Annotated in this window: 22 protein-coding genes; 16 read left to right on the forward strand and 6 right to left on the reverse strand. The window is 62.9% G+C overall.

From position 1 onward, the window contains the following. Window positions 1–74: 74 nt before the first annotated feature. Window positions 75–299, forward strand: coding sequence for a tautomerase family protein (locus K3165_RS10940; RefSeq protein WP_221428089.1), 225 nt, complete (start codon window positions 75–77; stop codon window positions 297–299). Window positions 300–364: 65 nt separating this feature from the next. Here the strand turns inward: K3165_RS10940 and K3165_RS10945 are convergent, their stop codons facing one another. After that, a complete protein-coding gene (locus tag K3165_RS10945) occupies window positions 365–781 on the reverse strand; it encodes a hypothetical protein (RefSeq protein WP_221548903.1) in 417 nt (138 codons plus the stop codon). Between the two features lie 265 nt (window positions 782–1,046). Here K3165_RS10945 and K3165_RS10950 point away from each other — a divergent pair, with 265 nt between their 5' ends. From K3165_RS10950 to K3165_RS10985, 8 genes are all read left to right on the forward strand, one after another. Continuing rightward, a complete protein-coding gene (locus K3165_RS10950; RefSeq protein WP_221548904.1) occupies window positions 1,047–2,414 on the forward strand; it encodes a DEAD/DEAH box helicase in 1,368 nt (455 codons plus the stop codon). Window positions 2,415–2,479: 65 nt separating this feature from the next. Beyond that, complete coding sequence (gene gorA / locus K3165_RS10955; protein WP_221548905.1) at window positions 2,480–3,832, forward strand: glutathione-disulfide reductase; 1,353 nt, start codon at window positions 2,480–2,482, stop codon at window positions 3,830–3,832. A 63-nt stretch (window positions 3,833–3,895) separates the two neighbouring features. After that, window positions 3,896–4,921 (forward strand): NAD-dependent epimerase/dehydratase family protein, encoded by a 1,026-nt coding sequence (locus K3165_RS10960; RefSeq protein WP_221548906.1) that lies wholly within the window; start codon window positions 3,896–3,898, stop codon window positions 4,919–4,921. Between the two features lie 101 nt (window positions 4,922–5,022). After that, on the forward strand, window positions 5,023–5,580 hold the full coding sequence (locus tag K3165_RS10965) for a TspO/MBR family protein (RefSeq protein WP_221548907.1): 558 nt from the start codon (window positions 5,023–5,025) through the stop codon (window positions 5,578–5,580). Window positions 5,581–5,611: 31 nt separating this feature from the next. Beyond that, the gene (locus K3165_RS10970; RefSeq protein ID WP_221430789.1) at window positions 5,612–5,857 is read left to right on the forward strand and encodes an accessory factor UbiK family protein; all 246 of its coding nucleotides are present in this window, start codon (window positions 5,612–5,614) and stop codon (window positions 5,855–5,857) included. A gap of 32 nt (window positions 5,858–5,889) precedes the next feature. After that, window positions 5,890–6,486 carry a DNA repair protein RecO gene (gene recO, locus K3165_RS10975; protein ID WP_221548908.1) on the forward strand — a complete coding sequence of 199 codons (597 nt, stop codon included), beginning with the start codon at window positions 5,890–5,892 and terminating at the stop codon, window positions 6,484–6,486. A 1-nt stretch (window position 6,487) separates the two neighbouring features. Continuing rightward, on the forward strand, window positions 6,488–7,555 hold the full coding sequence (gene leuB, locus K3165_RS10980; RefSeq protein WP_221548909.1) for a 3-isopropylmalate dehydrogenase: 1,068 nt from the start codon (window positions 6,488–6,490) through the stop codon (window positions 7,553–7,555). Between the two features lie 31 nt (window positions 7,556–7,586). Further along, entirely contained in the window at window positions 7,587–8,678 is a 1,092-nt protein-coding gene (locus K3165_RS10985; protein WP_221548910.1) for a glycosyltransferase family 2 protein, read from the forward strand. 3 nt (window positions 8,679–8,681) lie between these two features. Here K3165_RS10985 and K3165_RS10990 read toward each other — a convergent pair whose 3' ends face one another. Both K3165_RS10990 and K3165_RS10995 read right to left on the reverse strand, forming a co-directional pair. Continuing rightward, the gene (locus tag K3165_RS10990) at window positions 8,682–9,953 is read right to left on the reverse strand and encodes a phospholipid carrier-dependent glycosyltransferase (protein WP_221548911.1); all 1,272 of its coding nucleotides are present in this window, start codon (window positions 9,951–9,953) and stop codon (window positions 8,682–8,684) included. 43 nt (window positions 9,954–9,996) lie between these two features. Then, window positions 9,997–10,386 (reverse strand): hypothetical protein, encoded by a 390-nt coding sequence (locus K3165_RS10995; RefSeq protein WP_221548912.1) that lies wholly within the window; start codon window positions 10,384–10,386, stop codon window positions 9,997–9,999. Window positions 10,387–10,457: 71 nt separating this feature from the next. Between K3165_RS10995 and K3165_RS11000 the strand changes: the two genes are divergently transcribed. Further along, the gene (locus K3165_RS11000; protein WP_247714068.1) at window positions 10,458–10,997 is read left to right on the forward strand and encodes a TetR/AcrR family transcriptional regulator; all 540 of its coding nucleotides are present in this window, start codon (window positions 10,458–10,460) and stop codon (window positions 10,995–10,997) included. 40 nt (window positions 10,998–11,037) lie between these two features. Further along, complete coding sequence (locus K3165_RS11005) at window positions 11,038–12,243, forward strand: trans-sulfuration enzyme family protein (protein WP_221548913.1); 1,206 nt, start codon at window positions 11,038–11,040, stop codon at window positions 12,241–12,243. On the opposite strand, the gene K3165_RS11010 is transcribed toward K3165_RS11005, so the two are convergent. Beyond that, entirely contained in the window at window positions 12,240–12,563 is a 324-nt protein-coding gene (locus K3165_RS11010) for an excalibur calcium-binding domain-containing protein (protein ID WP_247714069.1), read from the reverse strand. The genes K3165_RS11005 and K3165_RS11010 overlap by 4 nt on opposite strands. Before the next feature lie 109 nt (window positions 12,564–12,672). On the opposite strand from K3165_RS11010, the gene K3165_RS11015 reads away from it, so the two are divergent. The 5 genes from K3165_RS11015 (at window position 12,673) to K3165_RS11035 (ending at window position 17,390) form a co-directional block, all read left to right on the forward strand. Further along, window positions 12,673–13,527 (forward strand): hypothetical protein, encoded by an 855-nt coding sequence (locus tag K3165_RS11015; RefSeq protein WP_221548914.1) that lies wholly within the window; start codon window positions 12,673–12,675, stop codon window positions 13,525–13,527. After that, window positions 13,511–14,122 carry a 2-hydroxychromene-2-carboxylate isomerase gene (locus tag K3165_RS11020; protein WP_221548915.1) on the forward strand — a complete coding sequence of 204 codons (612 nt, stop codon included), beginning with the start codon at window positions 13,511–13,513 and terminating at the stop codon, window positions 14,120–14,122. Before K3165_RS11015 ends, K3165_RS11020 begins: the two co-directional genes overlap by 17 nt. A gap of 396 nt (window positions 14,123–14,518) precedes the next feature. Beyond that, the gene (locus K3165_RS14195) at window positions 14,519–16,465 is read left to right on the forward strand and encodes an alpha/beta hydrolase family protein (RefSeq protein WP_221548916.1); all 1,947 of its coding nucleotides are present in this window, start codon (window positions 14,519–14,521) and stop codon (window positions 16,463–16,465) included. 87 nt (window positions 16,466–16,552) lie between these two features. Continuing rightward, on the forward strand, window positions 16,553–16,951 hold the full coding sequence (apaG, locus tag K3165_RS11030; RefSeq protein WP_221548917.1) for a Co2+/Mg2+ efflux protein ApaG: 399 nt from the start codon (window positions 16,553–16,555) through the stop codon (window positions 16,949–16,951). A 10-nt stretch (window positions 16,952–16,961) separates the two neighbouring features. After that, a complete protein-coding gene (locus K3165_RS11035; RefSeq protein ID WP_221548918.1) occupies window positions 16,962–17,390 on the forward strand; it encodes a DUF805 domain-containing protein in 429 nt (142 codons plus the stop codon). 9 nt (window positions 17,391–17,399) lie between these two features. Here the strand turns inward: K3165_RS11035 and K3165_RS11040 are convergent, their stop codons facing one another. Together K3165_RS11040 and K3165_RS11045 are read right to left on the reverse strand one after the other, a co-directional pair. Beyond that, a complete protein-coding gene (locus K3165_RS11040) occupies window positions 17,400–18,932 on the reverse strand; it encodes a Ppx/GppA phosphatase family protein (protein WP_345720997.1) in 1,533 nt (510 codons plus the stop codon). Next, on the reverse strand, window positions 18,929–21,115 hold the full coding sequence (locus tag K3165_RS11045; RefSeq protein ID WP_221548919.1) for an RNA degradosome polyphosphate kinase: 2,187 nt from the start codon (window positions 21,113–21,115) through the stop codon (window positions 18,929–18,931). Before K3165_RS11045 ends, K3165_RS11040 begins: the two co-directional genes overlap by 4 nt. Window positions 21,116–21,189 lie beyond the last annotated feature (74 nt).

Genomic DNA, 21,189 nt, shown 5'->3' on the forward strand with positions numbered 1-21,189 from the left:
TCGGCGACCTATCAGGGGGTCATCGGAACACACCGATCGAAACAACCCGAACGATACTTTCAAGGAGAACACCAATGCCGCTCGTAACCATCGACGTGATCAAGAACGTTTTCACCGACGACCAGAAGAAGGACCTTATCGGCAAGGTCACCGAAGCCATGGTCGAAGTCGAAGGCGAAGCCATGCGCCCCGTCACCTGGGTCCGCATCATGGAAGTGGAACAGGGCGACTGGGGCATCGGCGGCCAGTTGCTCGGCGCTGCTGATGTCCATGCCATGGCGGGCAAAAAGGCCGCCTGACCGCGCGTATTCCAAAACCCGTCCCGAAGAGAGGTCGTCCGTCCGGGCGGCCTCTTTTCGTGCAGCTAGAAGATTGAATCCAGCATTCCCGTGACGAGGGCCTTGTAGAGAACGATCCCCACTCCGATCGTAAGCACCATAAGAAGCCGTACTATTCCTGCGCGCCAGTCGTCAGTTGCAATCGCCTGATCGCCGACGTCCTCTGCTTCGATCCATTTCATACGAAAATCATGCCACCAGAAGAAATAGGCAACAATCGCACCGGGAATCGGCACCGCAGGCGCGAACAGGCGATAGTCCGTCGGGCCGTAAAGGACTAAAAGCGATGCTACAATGATATAGGCTACCGCTACCGTGAGAGCAGCCCTTTTGGCTGGAGGTTGCCTCAGGCCGACGAAGAAATGCAGGATCGCAGTCGCTATCGCGATCATTATGAAACCGATGCCGGCGACAAGCAGTACGATTGATGCCCATTCAGGCATGCTGTCTCTCCCCCCAATAATTTGAGGTCGAATATGTTCGACAGGCCCCGAGAAACAGCGAGTGCGGTTGACTATTCACAGTATTCGCCCCACATGGCGCCCATCGAAGCGCGCTAGCCAGCGTGAAGCGGCGATGTGAGAGACATCCATCGCCCCGGCCGCGCCTCGGTCCAGTTTCCAATGACTTCCCTTTTCACGCGGGTCGTTTGACACCCGCGCCGCGCGACCATTCCGTCTGCGCGCCGCAAGCATATTGCGAGTATACATGACACAATTCACCGACCTCGGGCTCTCCCAGCCCGTGCTCCAGGCCCTCGACATGAAGGGCTATACCGAGCCGACGCCGATCCAGGCGCAGGCCATTCCGCACGTTCTCGAAGGCCGCGACCTGCTCGGCATCGCGCAGACCGGCACCGGCAAGACCGCTGCCTTCATGCTGCCCAGCATCGACCGCCTGCGTGACGCCGACAAGCAGACGCCGTTCAAATCCTGCCGCATGCTGGTGCTCGCCCCGACGCGCGAGTTGGCGGGCCAGATCGCCGAAAGTGCCAAGGATTACGGCGCGCTTGCGGGCCTGAAGGTCCACAGCATCGTTGGCGGTACTTCGGTCAACAAGGACCGGAACAAGCTGCACCGCGGCACCGACATCCTCGTCGCGACGCCGGGCCGCCTGCTCGACCTGATCGACCAGAAGGCTTTTCGCCTCGACGGCGTGGAAATCCTCGTCCTCGACGAGGCCGACCAGATGCTCGATCTCGGCTTCATCCACGCGCTGCGCCGCATCAGCGAGCTCGTGCCGGACGATCGCCAGACGCTCTTCTTCAGCGCCACCATGCCCAAGCAGATCCAGGAACTGGTCGGCAAATACTGCCGCAATCCGGTCAAGGTCAGCGTGACGCCCGAAAGCACGACGGCTGAACGCATCGACCAGTATCTCTTCATGGTCCAGCAGGACGAGAAGCAGACGCTGCTCGAAATGATCCTGTCCGAACGCCACAAGGTGCCCGGCAAGTTCGAACGCGTGCTGATCTTCGCCCGCACCAAGCATGGCTGCGACCGCATCGTGAAGAAGCTCGGCCAGGCAGGCATTCCTGCCAACGCCATTCACGGCAACAAGAGCCAGCCGCAGCGCGAGCGTGCGCTCGACGAATTCAAGCGCGCCAAGACGCCGATCCTGATCGCGACCGATGTCGCCGCGCGCGGGATCGACATTCCGGGCGTTAGCCACGTGATCAATTACGAGCTGCCCAACGTGCCCGAACAGTACGTCCACCGCATCGGCCGCACCGCGCGTGCCGGCAAGGACGGTATCGCGATTGCTTTCTGTGCAGAGGACGAACGCGATTACCTGAAGGACATCCGTAAGAAGACCGACGCGGAATTCGAGCGCCTGCCGCTCCCCGACAATTTCCGCGCAGTCGTCGAAGGCGTTGGCCCGACCAAGCGCGAGCAGAAGCCGCGTCTTGCCAAGCCCAAGGTTCGCCCGACCGGCGGCGCTACCAAGCCGAAACCCAAGCAGAAACATCCTGCGCGCAAGGGCAAGCCCGAGGGCGCAGGGCAGGGCGGCAAGCCCGGCGGTCGTCCGGGCGGAAATCGTAACCGTAACCGGAACCGGCCGCGCAGCGGAAGGTAAGTCGGAACTTGCTTATCGGCTCACGGTTGGCGAGAGACACGCGCGAAAGCTGACAGGAGCGCCGAATGGCCGACCAATACGATTACGACCTCTTCACCATCGGCGCCGGTTCTGGCGGCGTGCGCGCCAGCCGTGTCTCTGCGGCCCACGGCGCGAAGGTCGCGATTGCTGAGGAACACCGCGTCGGCGGCACCTGCGTGATCCGCGGCTGCGTGCCCAAGAAGATGCTCGTCTACGGCGCACATTTCGCCGAGGACCTCGAGGATTGCCAACGCTTCGGCTGGGAAATCGGCGAGAAGAAATTCGACTGGAAGGTGCTGCGCGACAATGTGCTGGCCGATGTAGACCGGCTGGAAGGCGCCTACACCGATACGCTGCAGAACCACGAGGTCGAAATCTTCAAGGAGCGTGCCGAGATTACCGGCCCGCACGAGATCACGCTCGCCAGCGGCCGCAAGGTTACGGCCAAGTACATCCTGATCGCCACCGGCGCGCGTCCGCGCATGCCCGAATGCCAGGGCGCGGAACATGCGATCAGTTCGAACGAGGCATTTCACCTCGACGAACTGCCGAAGAAGATCATCATCGCGGGTGGCGGCTACATCGCCAACGAATTCGCCGGTGTATTCAATGAGTTCGGCTGCGATGTTCATGTCGTCAATCGCGGTGACCGCCTGCTGCGCAGCTATGACGAGGCGGTGCGCGACCGACTGCTCCAGATCAGCACGATGAAGGGCATCAAGTTCCGCTTCAACACGACCTTCGAATACATCAAGCCGTGTGACGAAGGCGGCTATTTCGTAAAGCTCAGCGACCAGGACGAGGAAAAGGCGGACCTCGTCATGTTCGCCGTCGGCCGCGTTCCCAACACCGAAGGGCTGGGGCTGGACAAGGCGGGCGTCGAGCTGGGTGATGGCGGCGAGATCAAGGTCGACCGCTTCAGCAAGACCAATGTCGACCATATCTTTGCCGTTGGCGATGTGACCGACCGCGTGCAACTGACCCCCGTCGCCATTCGCGAAGGCCAGGCCATTGCCGACATGGTCTTCGGCGGCTGCGATCCGGTTGCCGTGGATCACTCCTGCATCCCGAGCGCCGTTTTCAGCCATCCGCCCATCGCCGCTGTCGGCATGACCGAGGGCGAGGCCAAGAACAAGCTCGGCAGCGTGAAGGTCTACCTGTCCGATTTCCGGCCGATGAAGAACGTACTTGCCGGCCGCAACGAACGCAGCCTGATCAAGATGGTCTGCGATGGCGATAGCGGAAAGATCGTCGGCATCCACATGATCGCTCCCGAGGCGCCGGAGATGATGCAGGCTGCCGCGATCGCTGTGAAGGCAGGCCTCACCAAGGCCGATTTCGATGCGACCACCGCGATCCATCCGACGATGGCCGAAGAACTCGTCCTGATGCGTTGATCTCGCCAGTCGGTTGCAGCGAGCAACCTTTGGTCATAGCATCGCCCGAAAGGGAGAAACGAGATGACTGGAACCGTGCTCGTTACCGGCGGCACCGGCTATATCGCCGGCGAACTGATCCGGCAGCTGCTTGCAAAGGGCTGGACGGTCCACACGACCGTGCGCAACAAGGCGAAAAGCAAGGGCATCCTTCAGCGCCGCTTCGGCAATCCGGACGAGGCCCAGTTCAAGGTCTTCGAAGCCGAACTGATGGATGACGCAGGCTGGGCAGAGGCCGTCGCCGGCTGTACGCACATGGCCCACGTCGCCTCGCCCATCGCGGCTTCCACCCCCAAGGACGAGAACGAGATGATCGTCCCGGCCCGCGAGGGCACGCTGCGCGCCCTGCGTTTCGCCAAGGATGCCGGCGTGAAGCGGTTCGTCCAGACGAGCTCGATGGCGGCCGTGGCCTATGGCCGGAGCGACAAGGTCTACACCGTCGATGAAAGCGACTGGACCGATGTGTCGCACCCCGACGTCTACCCTTACGTCAAATCCAAGACCATCGCCGAACGTGCGGCGCGCGACTGGATCGAGGAGAACGGCGCGGGGATGGAGTTCGTATCGGTCAATCCGTCGATGGTGCTCGGCCCGGTGGACGATCCCGATTTCTCCCCCTCGGTCGAGGCGGTGAAACAGGTACTCGACGGCTCCATGCCGATGGCTCCCGACCTTGGCTTTGCCATCGTCGACACGCGCGATGTCGCCGACCTGCACGTCCGCTGCCTTGAGGAGCCGGACCTTGCGAACGAGCGCTTCCTTGCCGCCGGCAAGTTCATGAAAATCATCGAGATCGCCGATGTCCTGCGCGATCGCCTCCCGCCGGAGCACACCCGCAAGGTGCCCAAGAAGATCATGCCCAACTGGATGGTCTCGATCCTTTCGCTGTTCAATCCGGGGGTGCGCTCGATCAAGAGCGAGATCGGCAAGACGCGCAATGTCGATCCGAGCCATGCGCTGGAACGGCTGGGCTGGAAAACCCGGCCCGAGGAAGAGAGCATCGTCGATTGCGCGAAGTCCCTCATCGCGCACGGCGTGGTGAAGGTCTGACCGGTCCCGAAAGTGGACGGGGGGCTATCGCGCATTGCCAGCCCGTCCGCACCTCGCCAGAACAATCCTGAAATGACGAGTCGCCGACAGGAATTGCAGTCATGAATATGCTGGCATCGCGCGGACAGCTGCGCGCGAGTTTCATCCGCTGGGCCCTTTTCCTGGTGCCCCTTGTCGTCCTGCTCGGCTTCGTTGCCGGGCAATTGGGGCCGGGGCCGGAAAGCGCTTGGTTCCAGTCGCTCGAAAAGCCCTCGATCTTTCCCGAACCCAAGTGGTTCGGCATCGTCTGGTCGATCCTCTATGTGATGATCGGGCTTTCGGTGGCGCTCGTTGCCTCGGCATGGGGCGCGCGTGGCCGCACCGCGGCGCTTATCGCATTCGCGCTGCACTTCCTGCTCAACCTTGCATGGTCGCCGACCTTCTTCGGCATGCAACAGATGAGTGCCGCGCTCGTGGTGATCGTGCTCATCTTCCTCAGCCTGCTGGTAGTGATCGCCCTGTTCTGGAAGGTGCGCGGCCTCGCTGCACTGCTGCTGGTGCCCTATCTCGCGTGGGTCTGCTTCGCGACGCTGCTCAATTACGAATTTCTGCAGCTCAATCCGGATGCCGACGGCGGTTCGTCGGGCCAGGCGATCGAGCGTGTGCGCATCGGCAATTGAACTGCCGCGACTGTCGGCCTAGATAGCCCGCATGCAGAGCCAGAACCCGATGATCGCCGACTTCGTCAAACTCGCCAATTCGGCGGCCGGTACGCTTGCGGGCATGACCCGCGAAGCGCGCGAGACTGCTCGTGAACGGGCCAAGGAAGCGTTCGGCGGCATGGACTTCGTCACCCGCGAAGAATTCGATGCGGTCAAGGCGATGGCCGCCAAGGCGCGCGAGCAGGCAGAAGATCTCGCCACCCGCGTCGCGGCGCTGGAAGCCAAGCACAAGTGAGTTTTGCCCCTGCCGCGCGGTAGGGGTTCCCCATGCATCTACGCGCACCAGCAATCCTGATCGCTGCCCGCCCTCATGGCGAGACAGCAGTGATCGCGCGCCTGCTGACCGAGGAAAGCGGTGTCGTCGCGGCCTATGTCGCAGGCGGGCGAGGGCGACAGTTGCGGCCCGTGGTCATTCCCGGAAACATGGTCGAAGCCGAAATCCGAGCCAAGTCGGACAGCCAGTTGCCCTTTGCGCGGCTGGAGCTTGCCCAGAGCCGCGGGCCCTGGCTGACCGAGCCGTTGCCCGCCGCCGCTATCGCATGGACCTGTGCGCTCACGGCCAGCGCCTTGCCCGAACGCAATCCATATCCCAGCCTCTTTTCCGCGCTTTCCGGCCTGCTCGATGCAATCTGTAACGCACCCTCTGCGCGTGGCTGGGCAGGCGCGCTTGCGTCCTATGAAGTGCTGCTCCTGCGGGAGCTCGGTTATGGCGGTGCAAGGCCCGAGATAGAGGGGCTTGAGCAGGCTCTGGAAATTCTGCGCGGCAACGAGCCTCTGATCGCCAGATACCTCCTTGCCGACACCCGCAATGACGTTCTAGCCGCTAGGGCTCTCCTGATGCAGCGGCTCGAACGGATGGTCTGACATGAAAATTGCAATCTTGCCCGGCGACGGGATCGGGCCTGAAGTTACCGAGCAGGCACTTCGGGTTCTCGATGCACTCTCGCTGCCCGGGCTGACGTTGTTCGAAGGCGATGTCGGCGGAATCGCCTACAAGCGTCATGGCCATCCCTTGCCGCAAGAGACGCTCGATATGGCGCGTGCAGCCGATGCGGTCCTGTTCGGCGCGGTGGGCGATCCGAAATGCGACGATTTGCCGCGCGAGCATCGCCCGGAACAGGCGATCCTCGGTTTGAGGAGCGAACTCGGGCTGTTCGCCAACCTGCGTCCCGCAGCAGGCTATCCCGGGCTGGAGGATATGTCCTCGCTGAAGCCGGAGGTGGCGCGAGGCATCGACCTGCTGGTCGTGCGCGAGCTCAATGGTGACGTCTATTTCGGCGACAAGGGCGAGCGTGACAGCGACGGCGGGCGCGAGGGTTGGGACGCCATGTCCTATAACGAGGCCGAGGTTCGCCGCATCGCCCACACGGGCTTCCGCGCTGCTCAGAAGCGCCGCAAGCGCCTTACCAGCGTGGACAAAGCCAACGTCCTCGAAACAAGCCGCATCTGGCGCGAGACCGTGATCGAGGTCGCAGCCGAATATCCCGATGTCGAGCTCGACCACATGTACGTCGACAACGCCGCCATGCAGATGGTGCGCAGCCCCGGCCAGTTCGACGTGATCCTGACCGGAAACCTCTTCGGCGACATCCTGTCCGATCAGGCGAGCGCCTGCGTCGGCTCTATCGGACTGCTGGCGAGCGCCAGCCTCGGCGAGCGGCAGACCGAATTCGGCACTTTCGGCCTCTACGAGCCGATCCACGGCAGCGCCCCGGATATCGCGGGGCAGGGCAAGGCCAATCCGATCGCCGCGATCCTGAGCCTCGCCATGCTCCTGCGTCACTCGCTCGGCGGCGAGACCGAGGCAGGACGGATCGAGCGCGCTGTGGCCAAGGTCGTGGCGAGCGATGTGCGCGGTGCGGACCTCGGCGGCACTTCTTCGACCGGTGAAATCGGCGACGCGGTCCTTCGCGCGCTAGACGCTCTGGCTTGATCTTAAACGCAATTCGCTTCAGGCGGGGGCCATGGCGCTCGACCTGGCGATCATTCTTCCAACGCTCAACGAGCGTGACAATCTCGCTCCGCTGGTGGAGCGGATAGAGGATGCACTCGGCCCGTTCGGCTGGGAAGTGCTGGTCGTGGACGACAATTCGGCTGACGGCACCTCCGACGAAGCGCGGCGCATTGCCCGCGAGGATCCCCGCGTCCGGGCCATCCAGCGTATCGGCCGCCGTGGGCTTTCGAGCGCGGCGATAGAAGGCTTCTGCGCCACTGCCGCACCCTTCGTCGCGGTCATGGATGCCGACCACCAGCACGACCCGAAACTGCTCGCGTCCATGCTTGAATGCGTTCGTTCGGGCGAGGCCGACGTGGCCGTGGCGAGCCGGTTTGCCGAAGGCGCGAGCATGGAGGAATGGGGTCGCCCCGATCGCGAGAAGCTGTCCTCGCTCGCCAATGGTCTTGCCCGCCGCCTGACCGGAGTCGAACTCAGCGATCCGATGAGCGGCTATTTCCTGCTGTCCACCGACAGGGCGCGCAGCCTCGTGCCGCGCTTGTCCGGTATCGGTTTCAAGATCCTGCTCGACCTGCTCGCGACCTCCGACAGGCCATTGAAGGTCAAGGATTTCCCGATGAACTTTGCCGCGCGCCGTGCGGGCGAGAGCAAGCTCGACCGTGCCATCGCCCTCGATTTCCTCGCCGGGCTTTACGACAAGAGCTTCGGGCGGATCATTCCGACCCGGTTCGCACTGTTCGGCACGGTCGGGGCACTGGGCGTGCTGGTGCACCTCGCCATCCTCTACCTGTGCTTGCTGGCATTCGGCGCGGGCTTCACCTGGGCGCAGGCCGTCGCGACCTTCGGCGCGATGACCTTCAATTTCTGGCTCAACAATTTCCTGACCTATCGTGACCGGCGCCTGACAAGTGTCCGCAAGGTCCTTGCAGGCTGGGCGAGCTTCATCGCCGCCTGTTCGGTAGGGGCCTTCGCCAATGTCGCGGTCGCCAGCGCGCTCTACGCGCGGGGCTTGCACGAAGTGCTCGCGGCGATGGTGGGGATCGGTATCGGCTCGGTGTGGAATTACGCGCTGTCGAGCCGCTTCGTCTGGGGCCGCTACTAGGGCCTATTTCCAGCTTTCGAGCCAGGCCCAGACCTGGAAACTGTCGGGCCGTGCAAGCGGTTCTGCGGCGATGATCTCGTAGAAAAAGGCGAAGACCAGCAGGTTCAGGACGATGACGGCTGCCGCCAGCTTGCGCCTTCCGCTCTGTCGCAAATCGTCGAGCGCCAGCGCCAGCGCTACCAGCAGGAAAGTGCTCGGCAGGAAGTAGTGATAATAGAACTGGACCGGCTTGGCCGCGAAAATCCAGAAACCTAGGCTGACGGCATAGAGCACAGCGACAGCACCATGCATCGGCGCGCGGGCCTTCGCTCCCTGCCATGCGCACCACAGCAGGGCCGGCAGGCCGAGCAGCATCGTCAGCGGGTTTCCGATCAGCATGATCCCGCGCTGCGCGCCGTCCACGGGCTCGTAGAGATACCAGATCGCTCGCCAGTTCATCACCCACTCGGGCCAGTTCGACTGGTAGGGGTGCGGCTTCAGCACCTGCGTTTGCAGGTCGAGCATGAAACGGTGATGCGCTATCAGCCCTTCGGTAATCGGCTGGTTGGCGAAGTAGTAGGCGGGCCAGAAGGTCGCGGCGTAGACGATCAGCGGCAATAAGCCGAGCCAGCCGAACGCCTCCACCAGCGTCATGCCCGGTACCGGCATTCCGCGCCTGCTCAGCAGCAGGCGGCGGCGGCCGGCAAACCAGCGGAGCACGAGGAAGGCGAGGCCGGGCACCATCGCGATGATCAGCGTGTTCCACTTGCTCGCCATGGCAAGGCCCAGCGCAACACCAGCAAGCGCCAGCCGCCAGCGGCCCTTTTCCGGCTCACGGATGGCAGCTGCGCATTGCCAGAAGGCTACCGACAGGGCCGCGATCGCGAAGACGTCGAGCATCGCGATGCGCGAATGGATGAAAAGATGGAAGCCGGTCGCCACGAGCAGACCCGCGACAAGCGTCGCATAGCGGCTCAATGTGCCGAACCAGACGACGCGCATGACCGCGAAGAGCGCCAGCGCGCCGGCCAGCGAGGGCATGATCCGCCAGCCCCACGCATTGTCGCCAAGCAGCATGATGCCGAGCGCGATCATCTCCTTGCCGAACAGCGGATGTTCGCGGTTCGAGAAAGTGTCCAGAGCGATCAGGTCGCGCGCGGCAGGAAGGTAGTGGACTTCGTCGAAATAGGGCTTCGTCGGGATGCCGAGGTTCCATGCCACGAGCAGCCAGAAGCCGAGCGCCAGCGCGGCGCACCAGAGTATCGGGTCTTGCGGTTGCTCGGGCGCGCGGCTCATCGCGCGGATGCTTAGGAAAGCATGCGCCGCCCGGCAAGCGCGTTCAGGCGGCTTTGTTTGCCTTCTCCAGCCAGAACAGCCGCGCGACCATGGCAAGAAGGCCGATGCTGGCCGTCGTGCCGACGAACAGGATCCACGGAAGGACATTCATGCCCTGCGCCCTCGCGCGCGGTACGACGAGGAAAAGCGCGATAGCGACCGAGATGAGCAGATCCCACCAGACCTGCACGCCCCAGAGGTTCTGCGTGTGGTTGGTCCACACCGGCATCACGCCTTCGATGAAGATCGTGACCGCGGTGAAAGCACCGAATGCACCCGACAGGGCGGCGGCGAGGGCAGGGCTGCCGGTTTCCGAGCGGCTGGCGGCGATATAGACGATGACGACCAGCGCAGCGACGGCTCCGGCTGCGGCAAGGATTTCGTAGGGCGACATTGGAGGCTCCCGAGTCGTATGTAGCGAGTGCTACACTTGTAGCGATATGTAGCACTCGCTACAAGGGCGGCATGGCGAAGTCCCGCATGACCCCTGAAACGCTGCTTCCCGCAATGGCGGCCCATGTGCTCGAGCACGGGATTGCGGGCGTCAGCCTGCGTCCGCTCGCCAAGGCGGCAGGGACAAGCGACCGGATGCTGATCTACCACTTCGGCAACCGGCAGGGCGTGATCGATGCACTGCTCGATTACCTAGCTGGCCTCTATGAAGCAGGTCTCGAGGCGGCTCTACCTTCGGAACCGGCCCCGAACCGCAAGGAAACGCTCCGACGCATCCTCGAAATTACGGCAACTCCGCAGCTCGCGCCCTTCATGCGGCTGTGGTGGGAGGTGGTCGCAGCTTCGGCTGCAGGTGACGCAACGTTCCGCAAGAGCGCGTCCTCCACCATGGGGCTGCTGCTCGGCTGGCTGGAGGCGCACATGCCGGAAGGAGACCCCGATCCGGCCGGCGGCGCGCGGCTGCTGCTGACACTCATCGAGGGCTCGCAAATGCTCGATGCGGTCGGACGCTCCGATATTGCCGAAGCTGCGCTTGTCGCCTTCGAAGGGTGACCTGCTTGCCGCGCGCTGCGCGCATGCTATCGGTCGGCGCATGAAGAAGACCACCGGCACCGATCGCTCGATCACCTCCAACTGGCGCCCTGCCACGCAGGCTGTGCGCGGCGGAACCTGGCGCAGCGAACATGGCGAGACGAGCGAGGCATTGTTCCTCACCTCGGGCTATACCTACGACGACGCGCAGACCGTCGCCGACCGTTTCGCAGGCGATGCGGAGGGGATGACCTATTCGCGCCTCCAGAACCCGACCGTTGCGATGCTGGAAGAGCGCATTGCCCTGATGGAAGGCGCAGAGGCCTGCCGCGCACAGGCGAGCGGGATGGCGGCGATGACGACAGCGCTGCTCTGCCAGCTTTCGGCAGGCGATCATGTCGTCGGTGCGCGTGCGGCCTTCGGGTCATGCCGCTGGCTGCTCGACCACCTGCTTCCGCGCTTCGGGATCGAGACGACCGTCGTCGACAGCGCCGACAACGATGCGTGGGAAGCAGCGATCAGGCCCAATACGAAAGTCTTCTTCTTCGAGACACCGGCAAATCCGACGCTCGATGTCGTCGATCTCGCGCATGTCTGCGGCTTGGCGAAGGCGCATGGCATTACCACTGTTGTCGACAATGCCTTTGCCACCAGTGTGCTCCAGCGCCCGATGGATTTCGGTGCGGATGTCGTCGCCTATTCCGCGACCAAGCTGATGGACGGACAGGGCAGGGTGCTCGCCGGTGCCGTATGCGGCTCGCAGGAGTGGATCGACGAGGTCCTCCTGCCGTTCCAGCGCAACACCGGGCCCAATATCGCACCCTTCAATGCATGGGTCGTCCTGAAGGGTCTCGAAACGCTTAGCCTTCGGGCGCACAAGCAGAGCGAGAATGCGGTCGAGCTCGGCCAAGCCATCGAAAGCCGCGTGCCCCGCATGCTGCACCCCGGACTTGAGAGCCACCCTCGCCACGCGCTCGCACTCGAACAGATGAGCGCGACCGGCCCGATCTTCGCCTTCGATGTGGAGAGCCGCGAGCGCGCGTTCGCTATCCTCGATGCGCTTCAGCTGGTCGATATTTCGAACAATATCGGCGATGCGCGCAGCCTGATGTGCCACCCTGCCAGCACCACGCATGCAGGTATGACCGCCGAAGATCGCGCAGCCATGGGCGTGACCGAGGGGCTGCTGCGGATCAACGTCGGGCTGGAAGACGTCGAGGATGTGAAGGAAGACCTCGACCGGGCGTTGAAGGCTGCCGGTCTCTAGCGTCGCGGGCGAATATATCGCTCGCACGCCCAGCCATCGTTGTCGCCATCGAGGCCCTCGCGGTATCCGGGCTCCCCGCGCCGGATCGGCGTGACGCCGGCCGCGCGGGCTTCCCGGCAACCACGATAATAAACCTCGCGCGAGCGCATGGGACGGGTCTGCGGGGCCGGTGCGTCGGCTTCTTTGCGTTTCGGGCAATGAAGCGCGCCGGTTTCCTTGTGCATATGGCAACGCTCGGCGCCTTCCTCACTCGGATGGGCGGAGAGAGGGATCGCCAGCCCAAGAGCCAGCATCGGCAAGGGGAGGAAGGCTTTCTTCATGAAGCTATCCTACCAGCGACTGTACTGTGGGGAAGTATTCGGAAGCATTGCTCCGATGGTTATTCGGGGTAGTTTCGAACCGGACTGAATTTTTGGGGGTCGCAACACCATGCATTACAATTACGACGCGCTGCTCGATGCAGCGGGCGAGATGGAACAGTATTCGGGCTATCTCGATGGGGATGACCTGAAGGCCAGCCAGCAGGTGCAGGCGAATTTCGCGAGCGTCCGAAACCGCTTTGTCTACGACGCGCTGGCGACCGGTGACGATCCCGAACAGATCAAGGCGAATATCGTCAGTGACCTCGATACGCTTGCCGAGGAAAATCCGGGCTGGGCAGGCCCCGCCTATATCGTGCGAGACGAACTCGTCGCTCGCATCGAGCAGGAGAGCCAGAAGAACCCGACCTGGCGCAAGGTCGTGCGCTACACGCCGATCGCACTCGGCGTGATTGCGGTCGCCGCCTATTTCGGTGTGAAGTTCTACAACGATGTCGACCTGTCCGACCCGTTCGAAAGCCGTGCGGGCGTGGTCGCGCGCGCCGAAGCGCTGGAGAAGACGCTTCGCCACGATGACTGGGCTTCGACAAGATCGCGTCGCGGCGGGTTCATCAAGGACATCCTGCTCTGGCCGATCTCGCCCAGCGATGCGGAAGTGAATGCGGCGACGCAGGTGGCCGGCTTCGCCTTCGATGCGCAGGAATTCATGCGCAGCCAGCAGGCGCAGTGCAATTACACTGGCCAGACCTATGGCGAAGAGCTGAGCGATCGCGAGATCGATTATCTCGAAAATTACGCCGCGCGCTTGCAATCCGAGACGGTTGAGTGGGATGAAGACCCGCAGTTCACCATGCTCGTGGTCGCGGCGGACACGCTGGGGTGCCCTCCGATCGACCGCTCGATGTTCGAGATACCCGAGCAGGACGTACCGGAGGAAGCGACACAAGATGAGCCAAACGCTTGAATTCATCCTCGATCTGGCGGCACCCAACGGATACCTTGCCTGGTATCCGCTGAAGGAAATTGCCGGGCGGACCGGCGCGAAACTGGTCGTCACTCCGGTATTCCTTGGCGGGATGCACAAGATGACGGGCAATTCGCCGCCGATGATGCGTGATGCGGATGTGAAGGGGAAAGTGCCCTATGCGGCGCTGGAATTCCGCCGCTTCCTCGACCGGCACGCAATGGACCGGTTCAGCATGCATCCGGACCTGCCGTTCAATTCGATCCTGCTGCAGCGCATCCTCGTGGCGGCGAAGGACCAGGACGAGATGCAGGCGCTGGTCGACCTGTTCCAGCCCGCCGTGTGGGAGCGGAACATCGATTGCGGCGATGTGGATGCGGTGCGCGAGGTGCTCGAAAGTGGCGGCTTCGATGCCGACAGGCTGCTTTCAGCGACGCAGGATGCTGCGGTGAAACAGAAGCTGGCCGAAAATACGGAGAAAGCCGTCGAACGCGGTGCATTCGGGATCCCGACATTCTTCGTTGGCGACGAGATGTGGTTCGGCAAGGAGCGGCTGGGCCAGCTCGAAGATTACCTGACGGGCGGAAAGCCCTGATACAACCTGCTCAAAGGTCGAATGCGTAGTAGGCGAGTATCGTCAGTTGCGGCGCCAGCAGCGCCATCTCGATAAGGCCGTAACCGCTGCAGTCGCGGCGCAGGTTGCGGATGAAATGAAACAGCATGTTTTCCCTCCTCATCCGGCTCGCGCCGATCGCGGCGCATGGTGGTTTGTCCCTTGCGAATCTGCCGTATCCCGATGGCGGATTCGCGCGTCCCTTTCACGGTTCTAAGCAATCGGGCCTAACCGCATGCTGCCGAAAAGGGTGAATCGGCATTAAGCAATTACGCGGTTCTGGCGAAGCAGCTGCAAACTATTGAAACTAATCGCTTGCGCCCTTGAGATTGCTTCCCCGATCAATACTATCGGGACTTCGGATTTCGAGGGGTCGTCGTGCGTTTTATCCATTTTGTAGCTTGCGCCCTCGCGTTTCATACGCCGCTATACGCGCAGGAAGAGCGAGCCGAGCGCCCGGCTGAAATTCCTGTCGCGGCATTTGCTGGCGGCAACCAGCTCAATTCGGCCAAGCTTTCACAAAACGGCACCCGCTTCGCGTTCGTCGTGGTCGAGGGTGGCAAGAGGGTCCTGGCTGTCCACGATTCCGATACGCTCGAACCGCTGCTCGCGATCGACCTCGGCCCGCGTGACGGTTTCAACTGGTTCGACTGGGCGGGTGACGACCGAATCCTGATTTCCAACCGGATGAAGTTGTCGAGCTTCCGCTATGGAGAATCGCGGCTGCACGCCTTCGATATTCCTACCCGTCAGCTGCACTTCATCGGCTTCGAGGAACAGGGCTGGGAGGGAGACGACGTGCTCCACACCGACCCGAACGGCGAATACGTGATCCTCTCGCTGAGCGAGAGGGGCGGTGTCCCGCCAGCAGTCTGGCGCTTCCCGCTAGATGGCAGCGGCGCATCGTCCGCCGTCCTCGTCCAGAAGCCGGAGAAGGATGTCTACGAGTGGTTCGCCGACGACGCGGGCGTTGTCCGCCTCGGAATGAGCTGGACGTCGAAAGCCGACATCAAGATCTACTACCGCTCGGGACCGGACGACAAATTCAGGCGCGTGACCAAGGTGAAGGGCGGCGATGACGAGGCGCTCGATGCCTGGGACGTCATGGGCATCTATGCCGGGCGCGACACGGGGTATGCGATGGTCGATGCACCCGAAGGCCGGAAAGTCCTGCGCGAAATCGACTATTCGACCGGCAAGCTCGGTCCGATCGTCTATGAAAACCCGCGCTGGGGGATCGACCAAGCGATTTTCCGCAAGGGCGAAGGGCCGATCGGCGTCAGCTATACCGATGACGAGCCAAGGACAGTGTGGCTCGACAAGGAAATGGCAAGTGTCCAGTCGCAGCTCGATGCTGCCCTGCCGGGTAGCCGGGTGCGCGTTATCGACCGGGCGGGAATGAAGCGGATGCTCGTGCGCCAGGCGGGCGATGCGGACCCGGGCGCGCTCTACGTGTTCACGCCCTCGCGCATGAACCTCGAACTTTTTGCGAATCTGCGCCCGCATGTGGACGAGAAGCTGCTCTCGAAAACCGAGGCTCACGAAATTGTCGCGCGTGACGGGACCCGCATGCGGGCCTTCCTGACCCTGCCGCGCGGTCGTGGGCGCGAGCGGCTGCCCATGATCATCATGCCGCACGGCGGGCCTTACGGTGTGCGCGACACCATGGTCTACGACGACTGGACGCAGTTGCTCGCCAATCGCGGCTATGCCGTCCTGCGGCCGAATTACCGGGGTTCGGGAGGGTACGGAGAGGCATTCGAGCGGCTGGGCGACGGTCAGATCGGTCGTGCGATGCAGGACGATATCGACGACGCGTATGACTGGGCGGTCGCGCAGGGTTTCGCAGACCCGGACCGTGTCTGCCTGTTTGGTGCGAGCTACGGCGGATATGCGGCCATGTGGGGCACACTGCGCAACCCGGAGCGCTATCGCTGCGGAGCCAGTTTTGCAGGCGTAGTCGATTGGGAAGACCTGCTCGCCTACGACAGCCAGTACCTTGCCCGCGGACGCGTGAGGAAGCGCTGGTACAAGGACGTCTGGACGCCGCGGATCACGGGTGACGACAAGTTCGACCTCGCCAGCATTTCGGTTGCCGACCAGATCGACCGGCTCAAGCGGCCACTGTTCGTCGCGCACGGCACACGCGACTTGCGCGTTCCCTTCGACCAGTACGAGCAGCTGGCCGAAGCGGCCGACGCGGCTGGCAAGGACATCGAGATGCTGGAACTGACCGACAACCACTACCTGTCCGACGGCAGCGAGGAAGTGCGCCTGCTCGAAGGGCTGCTGGCTTTCCTGAAAGAGCACAATCCGCCCGACTGAACGCTTCGTCGCATAGCAGTGAATTCTTGGGGGTGAGGCGGGTCTGGCCCTTGCTCCTCCGCGACAAGTGCCTAGGTTGAAGTGGTCATGAAGGAATTATTCCAGCACTCAGCCATGACCGATGGCATTACCGTCCGCGTGTCGGTGAATTTCCTGCCCGAGCAATCCCAGCCCGAGGCGGGCAAGTGGTTCTGGGTCTATCACATCCGCATCGAGAACGCCTCGCACGAGCGCGTGCAGCTGATGACCCGCCATTGGCGGATCACCGATGGTGCAGGGATGGTGGCCCATGTCGATGGCGACGGCGTGGTTGGCGAGCAGCCGGTCCTCTCTCCGGGTGAAAGCCATGACTACGTTTCGGGCTGTCCGCTCGACACACCGCATGGCTCGATGGAAGGGTTCTACACCTTCCACCGCGAAGACGGCACACCATTCGAAGTGCGCATTCCCTTCTTCCCGCTCGCAGCACCGGCAACGGCGGAATAAGGCCCTCGCGGTGAAAAACCTGCTCGACCGGGTGATCGGCTACCGCATCAACCGTCCGACCTATTGGGCCAACCTGCTTGGTATCATCGCCTTGCTGGCGGCACTGATCTATTTTGATATCATCGGAGAAAGTAACGGCTCCGGGGCGATCGTGGTGGTTTTTGCAATTCTTGCGGGTACGCGCCTGCACGATATCGGGATCTCGGCCAAATATGCCCTTGCTGGCGCCGTCGTCCACTCGATTCTCGGAGTGTTTCTGATCGTTGCCAAGGGACTGGAGCAGGCGCTCGTCCCCCTCGGTCTGCTCAACCTTGCCTTCCTCGTTCTGCTTGTCTGGCTTGGCCTCGTGCCGGGAGAGAAAGACGCAAACGAGTGGGGCCCTCGGCCACCAGACGGAATTAACTGGAAGCGTCCGGAGCAGGAACGCGCGGGCGAGTAATCTTTCGCCTTAAGTGCCGGTCTCTTCGGGCTCTTCCTCAAACAGGTATTCGCCGACCTTCACCTTGGGTTCCTTGCCCAGCCAATCGGCCAGCATTTCCAGCTCGCTCGTGAGCGGCCAGACTGCCAGCGCCGCGCGACTTTCATCGATGTAGAGCACCAGCGAGTTCTTCTTGAGCCTCAGCTTGCTGTTGCTCAGCGCTACGCGCGAGCCTGCTCCGAGCCTGCGGGCCAGACGGAAACCGAGGCCCCAGGTCACGCCCTCACGCAAATCGTCGTCGCTGGCGAGCTTGCGCAGCTTTGCGGGCAGGGCGGTGCGGCCCAGACTGCCGAAAAGCGCGGCGCAGATCATGGCGCGGTCGCGCGCGCTGCAATCGATCCAGCGCTTGTCCAGTGCCCATTCGGTTGCGTGGTTTACCCGCAGGTTCGGTTCGACCCTCTGCAGGCCTGCCGCCAGTTGTGCCGCCGCAAGGCGCAGCCGCTCGTTGCGCTTGCCGCCGCCATTCGCGAGGTCGACCGTCCAGCCTGCCACACGGGTCGCATCGGTCACCGGCGCGTCGCGCGGCTCGCAAAAGGCATGGACGCCCGAGAGCAGGGGATCCTGCCGCTGCTGCAGGTCTGTGAGGCGCGAATAGAGCAGGCCCTCGCGGATGCCCCAGCTGGAAAAGATCAGGCACTCGGGTTCTAATTCGGCGAGCATCGGGCCGAGTAATGCAGCTGCATCTGGCAGGTAATGCGCCCGCATCTCGCTGATACCCGATATCTCCATCAGCTTTGCCGGCTTGGCATCGATCAGCCTTGCGGCAAGGTCGAGCGCTACTTCCACCGAGATCGAGTAGCCGTGCGGATCGGTCAGCGGATAGTCGGCTTCGGCCATCGCGTAATAGGCGAGTGCTCGCCACGTGCCGCCGATCATGAACAGCGGTCCCTTGTGCGACTTGGCCCAGCCGACGTTCGATACCGCTTCGTGCACCGTTTCGGCAAAATCGGGCCGGTTTGCGCGCAGCGCCGGCAGGCGCAAGGTGCCGAACTGGAGGCTGACCGCATCCTTGCATTCGCCGTCGCCGATCGCGACCAGTTCGAGGCTGCCGCCGCCAAGGTCGGCCACCATGCCGCTCATGCCGGGGAATGCGCCAATCGCGCCGAATGCGGAGGCACAGGCTTCTTCCTCACCCGAGAGCAGGCACGGCTCCAATCCGAGCGCCGCAACCTTGGCGAGAAATTCGGCGCCATTCTCGGCATCGCGTGCCGCGGCCGTTGCCACGGTCTGGACGTCCTCGATACCCCGGTCCTCGATCAGGAGGCGATAGCGACCAAGCGCCTCCAGCGCCTCGCGTTCGGCTTCTTCAGGAATGCGACCGGTCTCGGACAGGTCACGGCCGAGGCGGGCGGCGACTTTCTCGTTCCACACCACCTCGGGAGCGCGGCCGGTACCTTCGTACATGACGAGGCGCACGGTGTTCGAGCCGATGTCGACGACGGCGCGGGGAGGGTGGATCAGTCGCCGTTGCCAGCGCGAGGAGCGCACCTTCCGGCCGCTCACTTACCGGTTCCGTACAGGCTGAGGCGCGGGACCTCCTGCGTTTTCAATGCCGAACCGCGGCCTGACAGCGAGGGGTTGGACATGAAATACTCGTGGCAATTGAAGCCATCCGAACCATCGCTCATCCGGCGGTACTGGCCGTCGGGATCGAGCCGCCAGCTCTGTTCGACATCGAGGATGTTGGCCAGCATCACCTGCCCGAGCAACTGGTCGTGCACGGTCTTGTTGGAAATCGGGACCATCACTTCCACCCGGCGATCGAGATTGCGGCTCATGGCATCGGCACTGGTCAGGAAGACCTTTGCCTGCCGGCTCGGCAATTCCTTGCCATTGGCGAAGGCCCACATGCGCGCGTGTTCGAGGAAGCGGCCGATGATCGATTTGACGCTGATATTCTCCGACAGTCCCGGAATGCCTGCGCGAAGCGAACAGATACCGCGCACTACCATGCGGATTTCCACGCCCGCCTGGCTTGCCTCGTAGAGCTTGTCGATGATCGCCTGGTTGGTGATCGCATTGAGTTTCACCCAGATGCCCGCCGGCTTGCCTTCCTTGGCGTTCGCGATCTCTACGTCGATCAGATCGTTCAGCATGTCGCGCATTCCGAGCGGGGAGATGGCGATCTTTTCGAGCTTCTCGGGCTCGATATAGCCCGTGATGAAGTTGAACATCTTCGCCGCGTCGCGGCCCAGCGCCTGGTCCGCCGTGAAGTAGCTGAGGTCGGTATAGATCTTGGCGTTGATCGGGTGGTAATTGCCCGTCCCGAAGTGGCAATAGGTGCGATAGCCGTCCTCTTCGCGGCGCACGACGAGGCTGACTTTCGCGTGGGTCTTCCACTCGGTGAAGCCGTAGATCACCTGGACACCGGCTCGTTCCAGCTCGTTCGCCCAGCGGATGTTGCGCTCTTCGTCGAAGCGCGCTTTCAATTCCACGACCGCCGTCACGGCCTTGCCGTTCTGAGCCGCTTCAACGAGTTCCGCGATGACCGGTGACTGGTCGCCAGCGCGATAGAGTGTCTGCTTGATCGAGACGACATGGGGATCGATCGCAGCCTGATGCAGGAAGTCGACCACCACTTCGAAGCTTTCGTAGGGGTGGTGGATCACCATGTCCTTCTCGCGAATCGCGGTGAACACATCGCCATCGTGGGCGAGGACGCGTTCGGGATAGCGCGGCGAAAAGGGCGGGAATTTGAGATCGGGGCGCGGCTCGTTGCAGATCGTATCAAGATCGCGCAGGCCCAGCATTCCGCCCGTCTTGACGATCATCGCAGCGTCGACATCGAATTGTTCGCGCAGCAGCGTTTCTGCAGAAGCGTCGCATTCGTCATCGAGTTCGAGTAGGACGGCACGCCCGCGGCGGCGCCGCTGGATCGCGGTGCGGAAAAAGCGCACGAGATCTTCGGCCTCGTCTTCGACCTCGATGTCGCTGTCGCGAAGGACGCGGAAAATGCCGTCGCCAAGGATCTTGAAACCCGGGAAGATGCGGTCGGCAAAGCGCGTGACCAGCTGCTCGATCGCGACATAGATGGCCTTGTCGCCGGGCACGCGCACGAAACGCGGGACGTTGCCCGGGATCAGGACCATCTCGACCAGTTCACCCCTGCGCTTGCCGCGCTTGAGGCGGAACAGCACGCCCATCCCGCCATTGGCGACGAAGGGAAAGGGATGTGAAGGGTCGATCACCTGCGGCGTGATCAGCGGCTGGATGTCGGTCGCAAAATAATCGTGCAGCCATTCCTGCTGGGTCTCTTCAAGCTCGTCGGGCAGGGCGATGAAGATGTCTTCTTCGCGCAGCAGCCCGCGCAGGATGTCGAGGCTGTCTTGCTGCCGGTCTTCCAGGGCAAGAACCTGTTCGCGGATGGCGTCCAGCTGTTGGCGGGGTGAACGTCCGTCGATCCCCGGCGTTTCGATGCCGCGTTGCACCTGCCCTTCGAGGCCGGCGATGCGGACCATCGTGAACTCGTCGAGGTTGCTTCCCGAAATCGAGAGGAACCGCAGCCGTTCGAGCAGGGGGTAATCTGTGTTCTCGCTCTCGGCGAGGACGCGGCGGTTGAAGCTCAGCCAGCTAAGCTCGCGATTGACGTAGCGATCCTCCGCCGCTTCGGGAGCGGCGGGAGCTTCCGCAGCGATTTCATCGCTGGCGGTATCACTGCCAGTATCGGGCGCATTGCCTAAGGTCACGGGCCAGCCTTTTTTACGTCGAACTCAAGGTAGGGCGCGAAGTCGCTATTGGAAAGAGTTTCCGTCTGCTACCG

It is taken from the genome of Qipengyuania xiamenensis, assembly GCF_019711495.1.
In the GTDB taxonomy this organism is placed as follows: Bacteria; Pseudomonadota; Alphaproteobacteria; order Sphingomonadales; family Sphingomonadaceae; genus Qipengyuania; species Qipengyuania xiamenensis.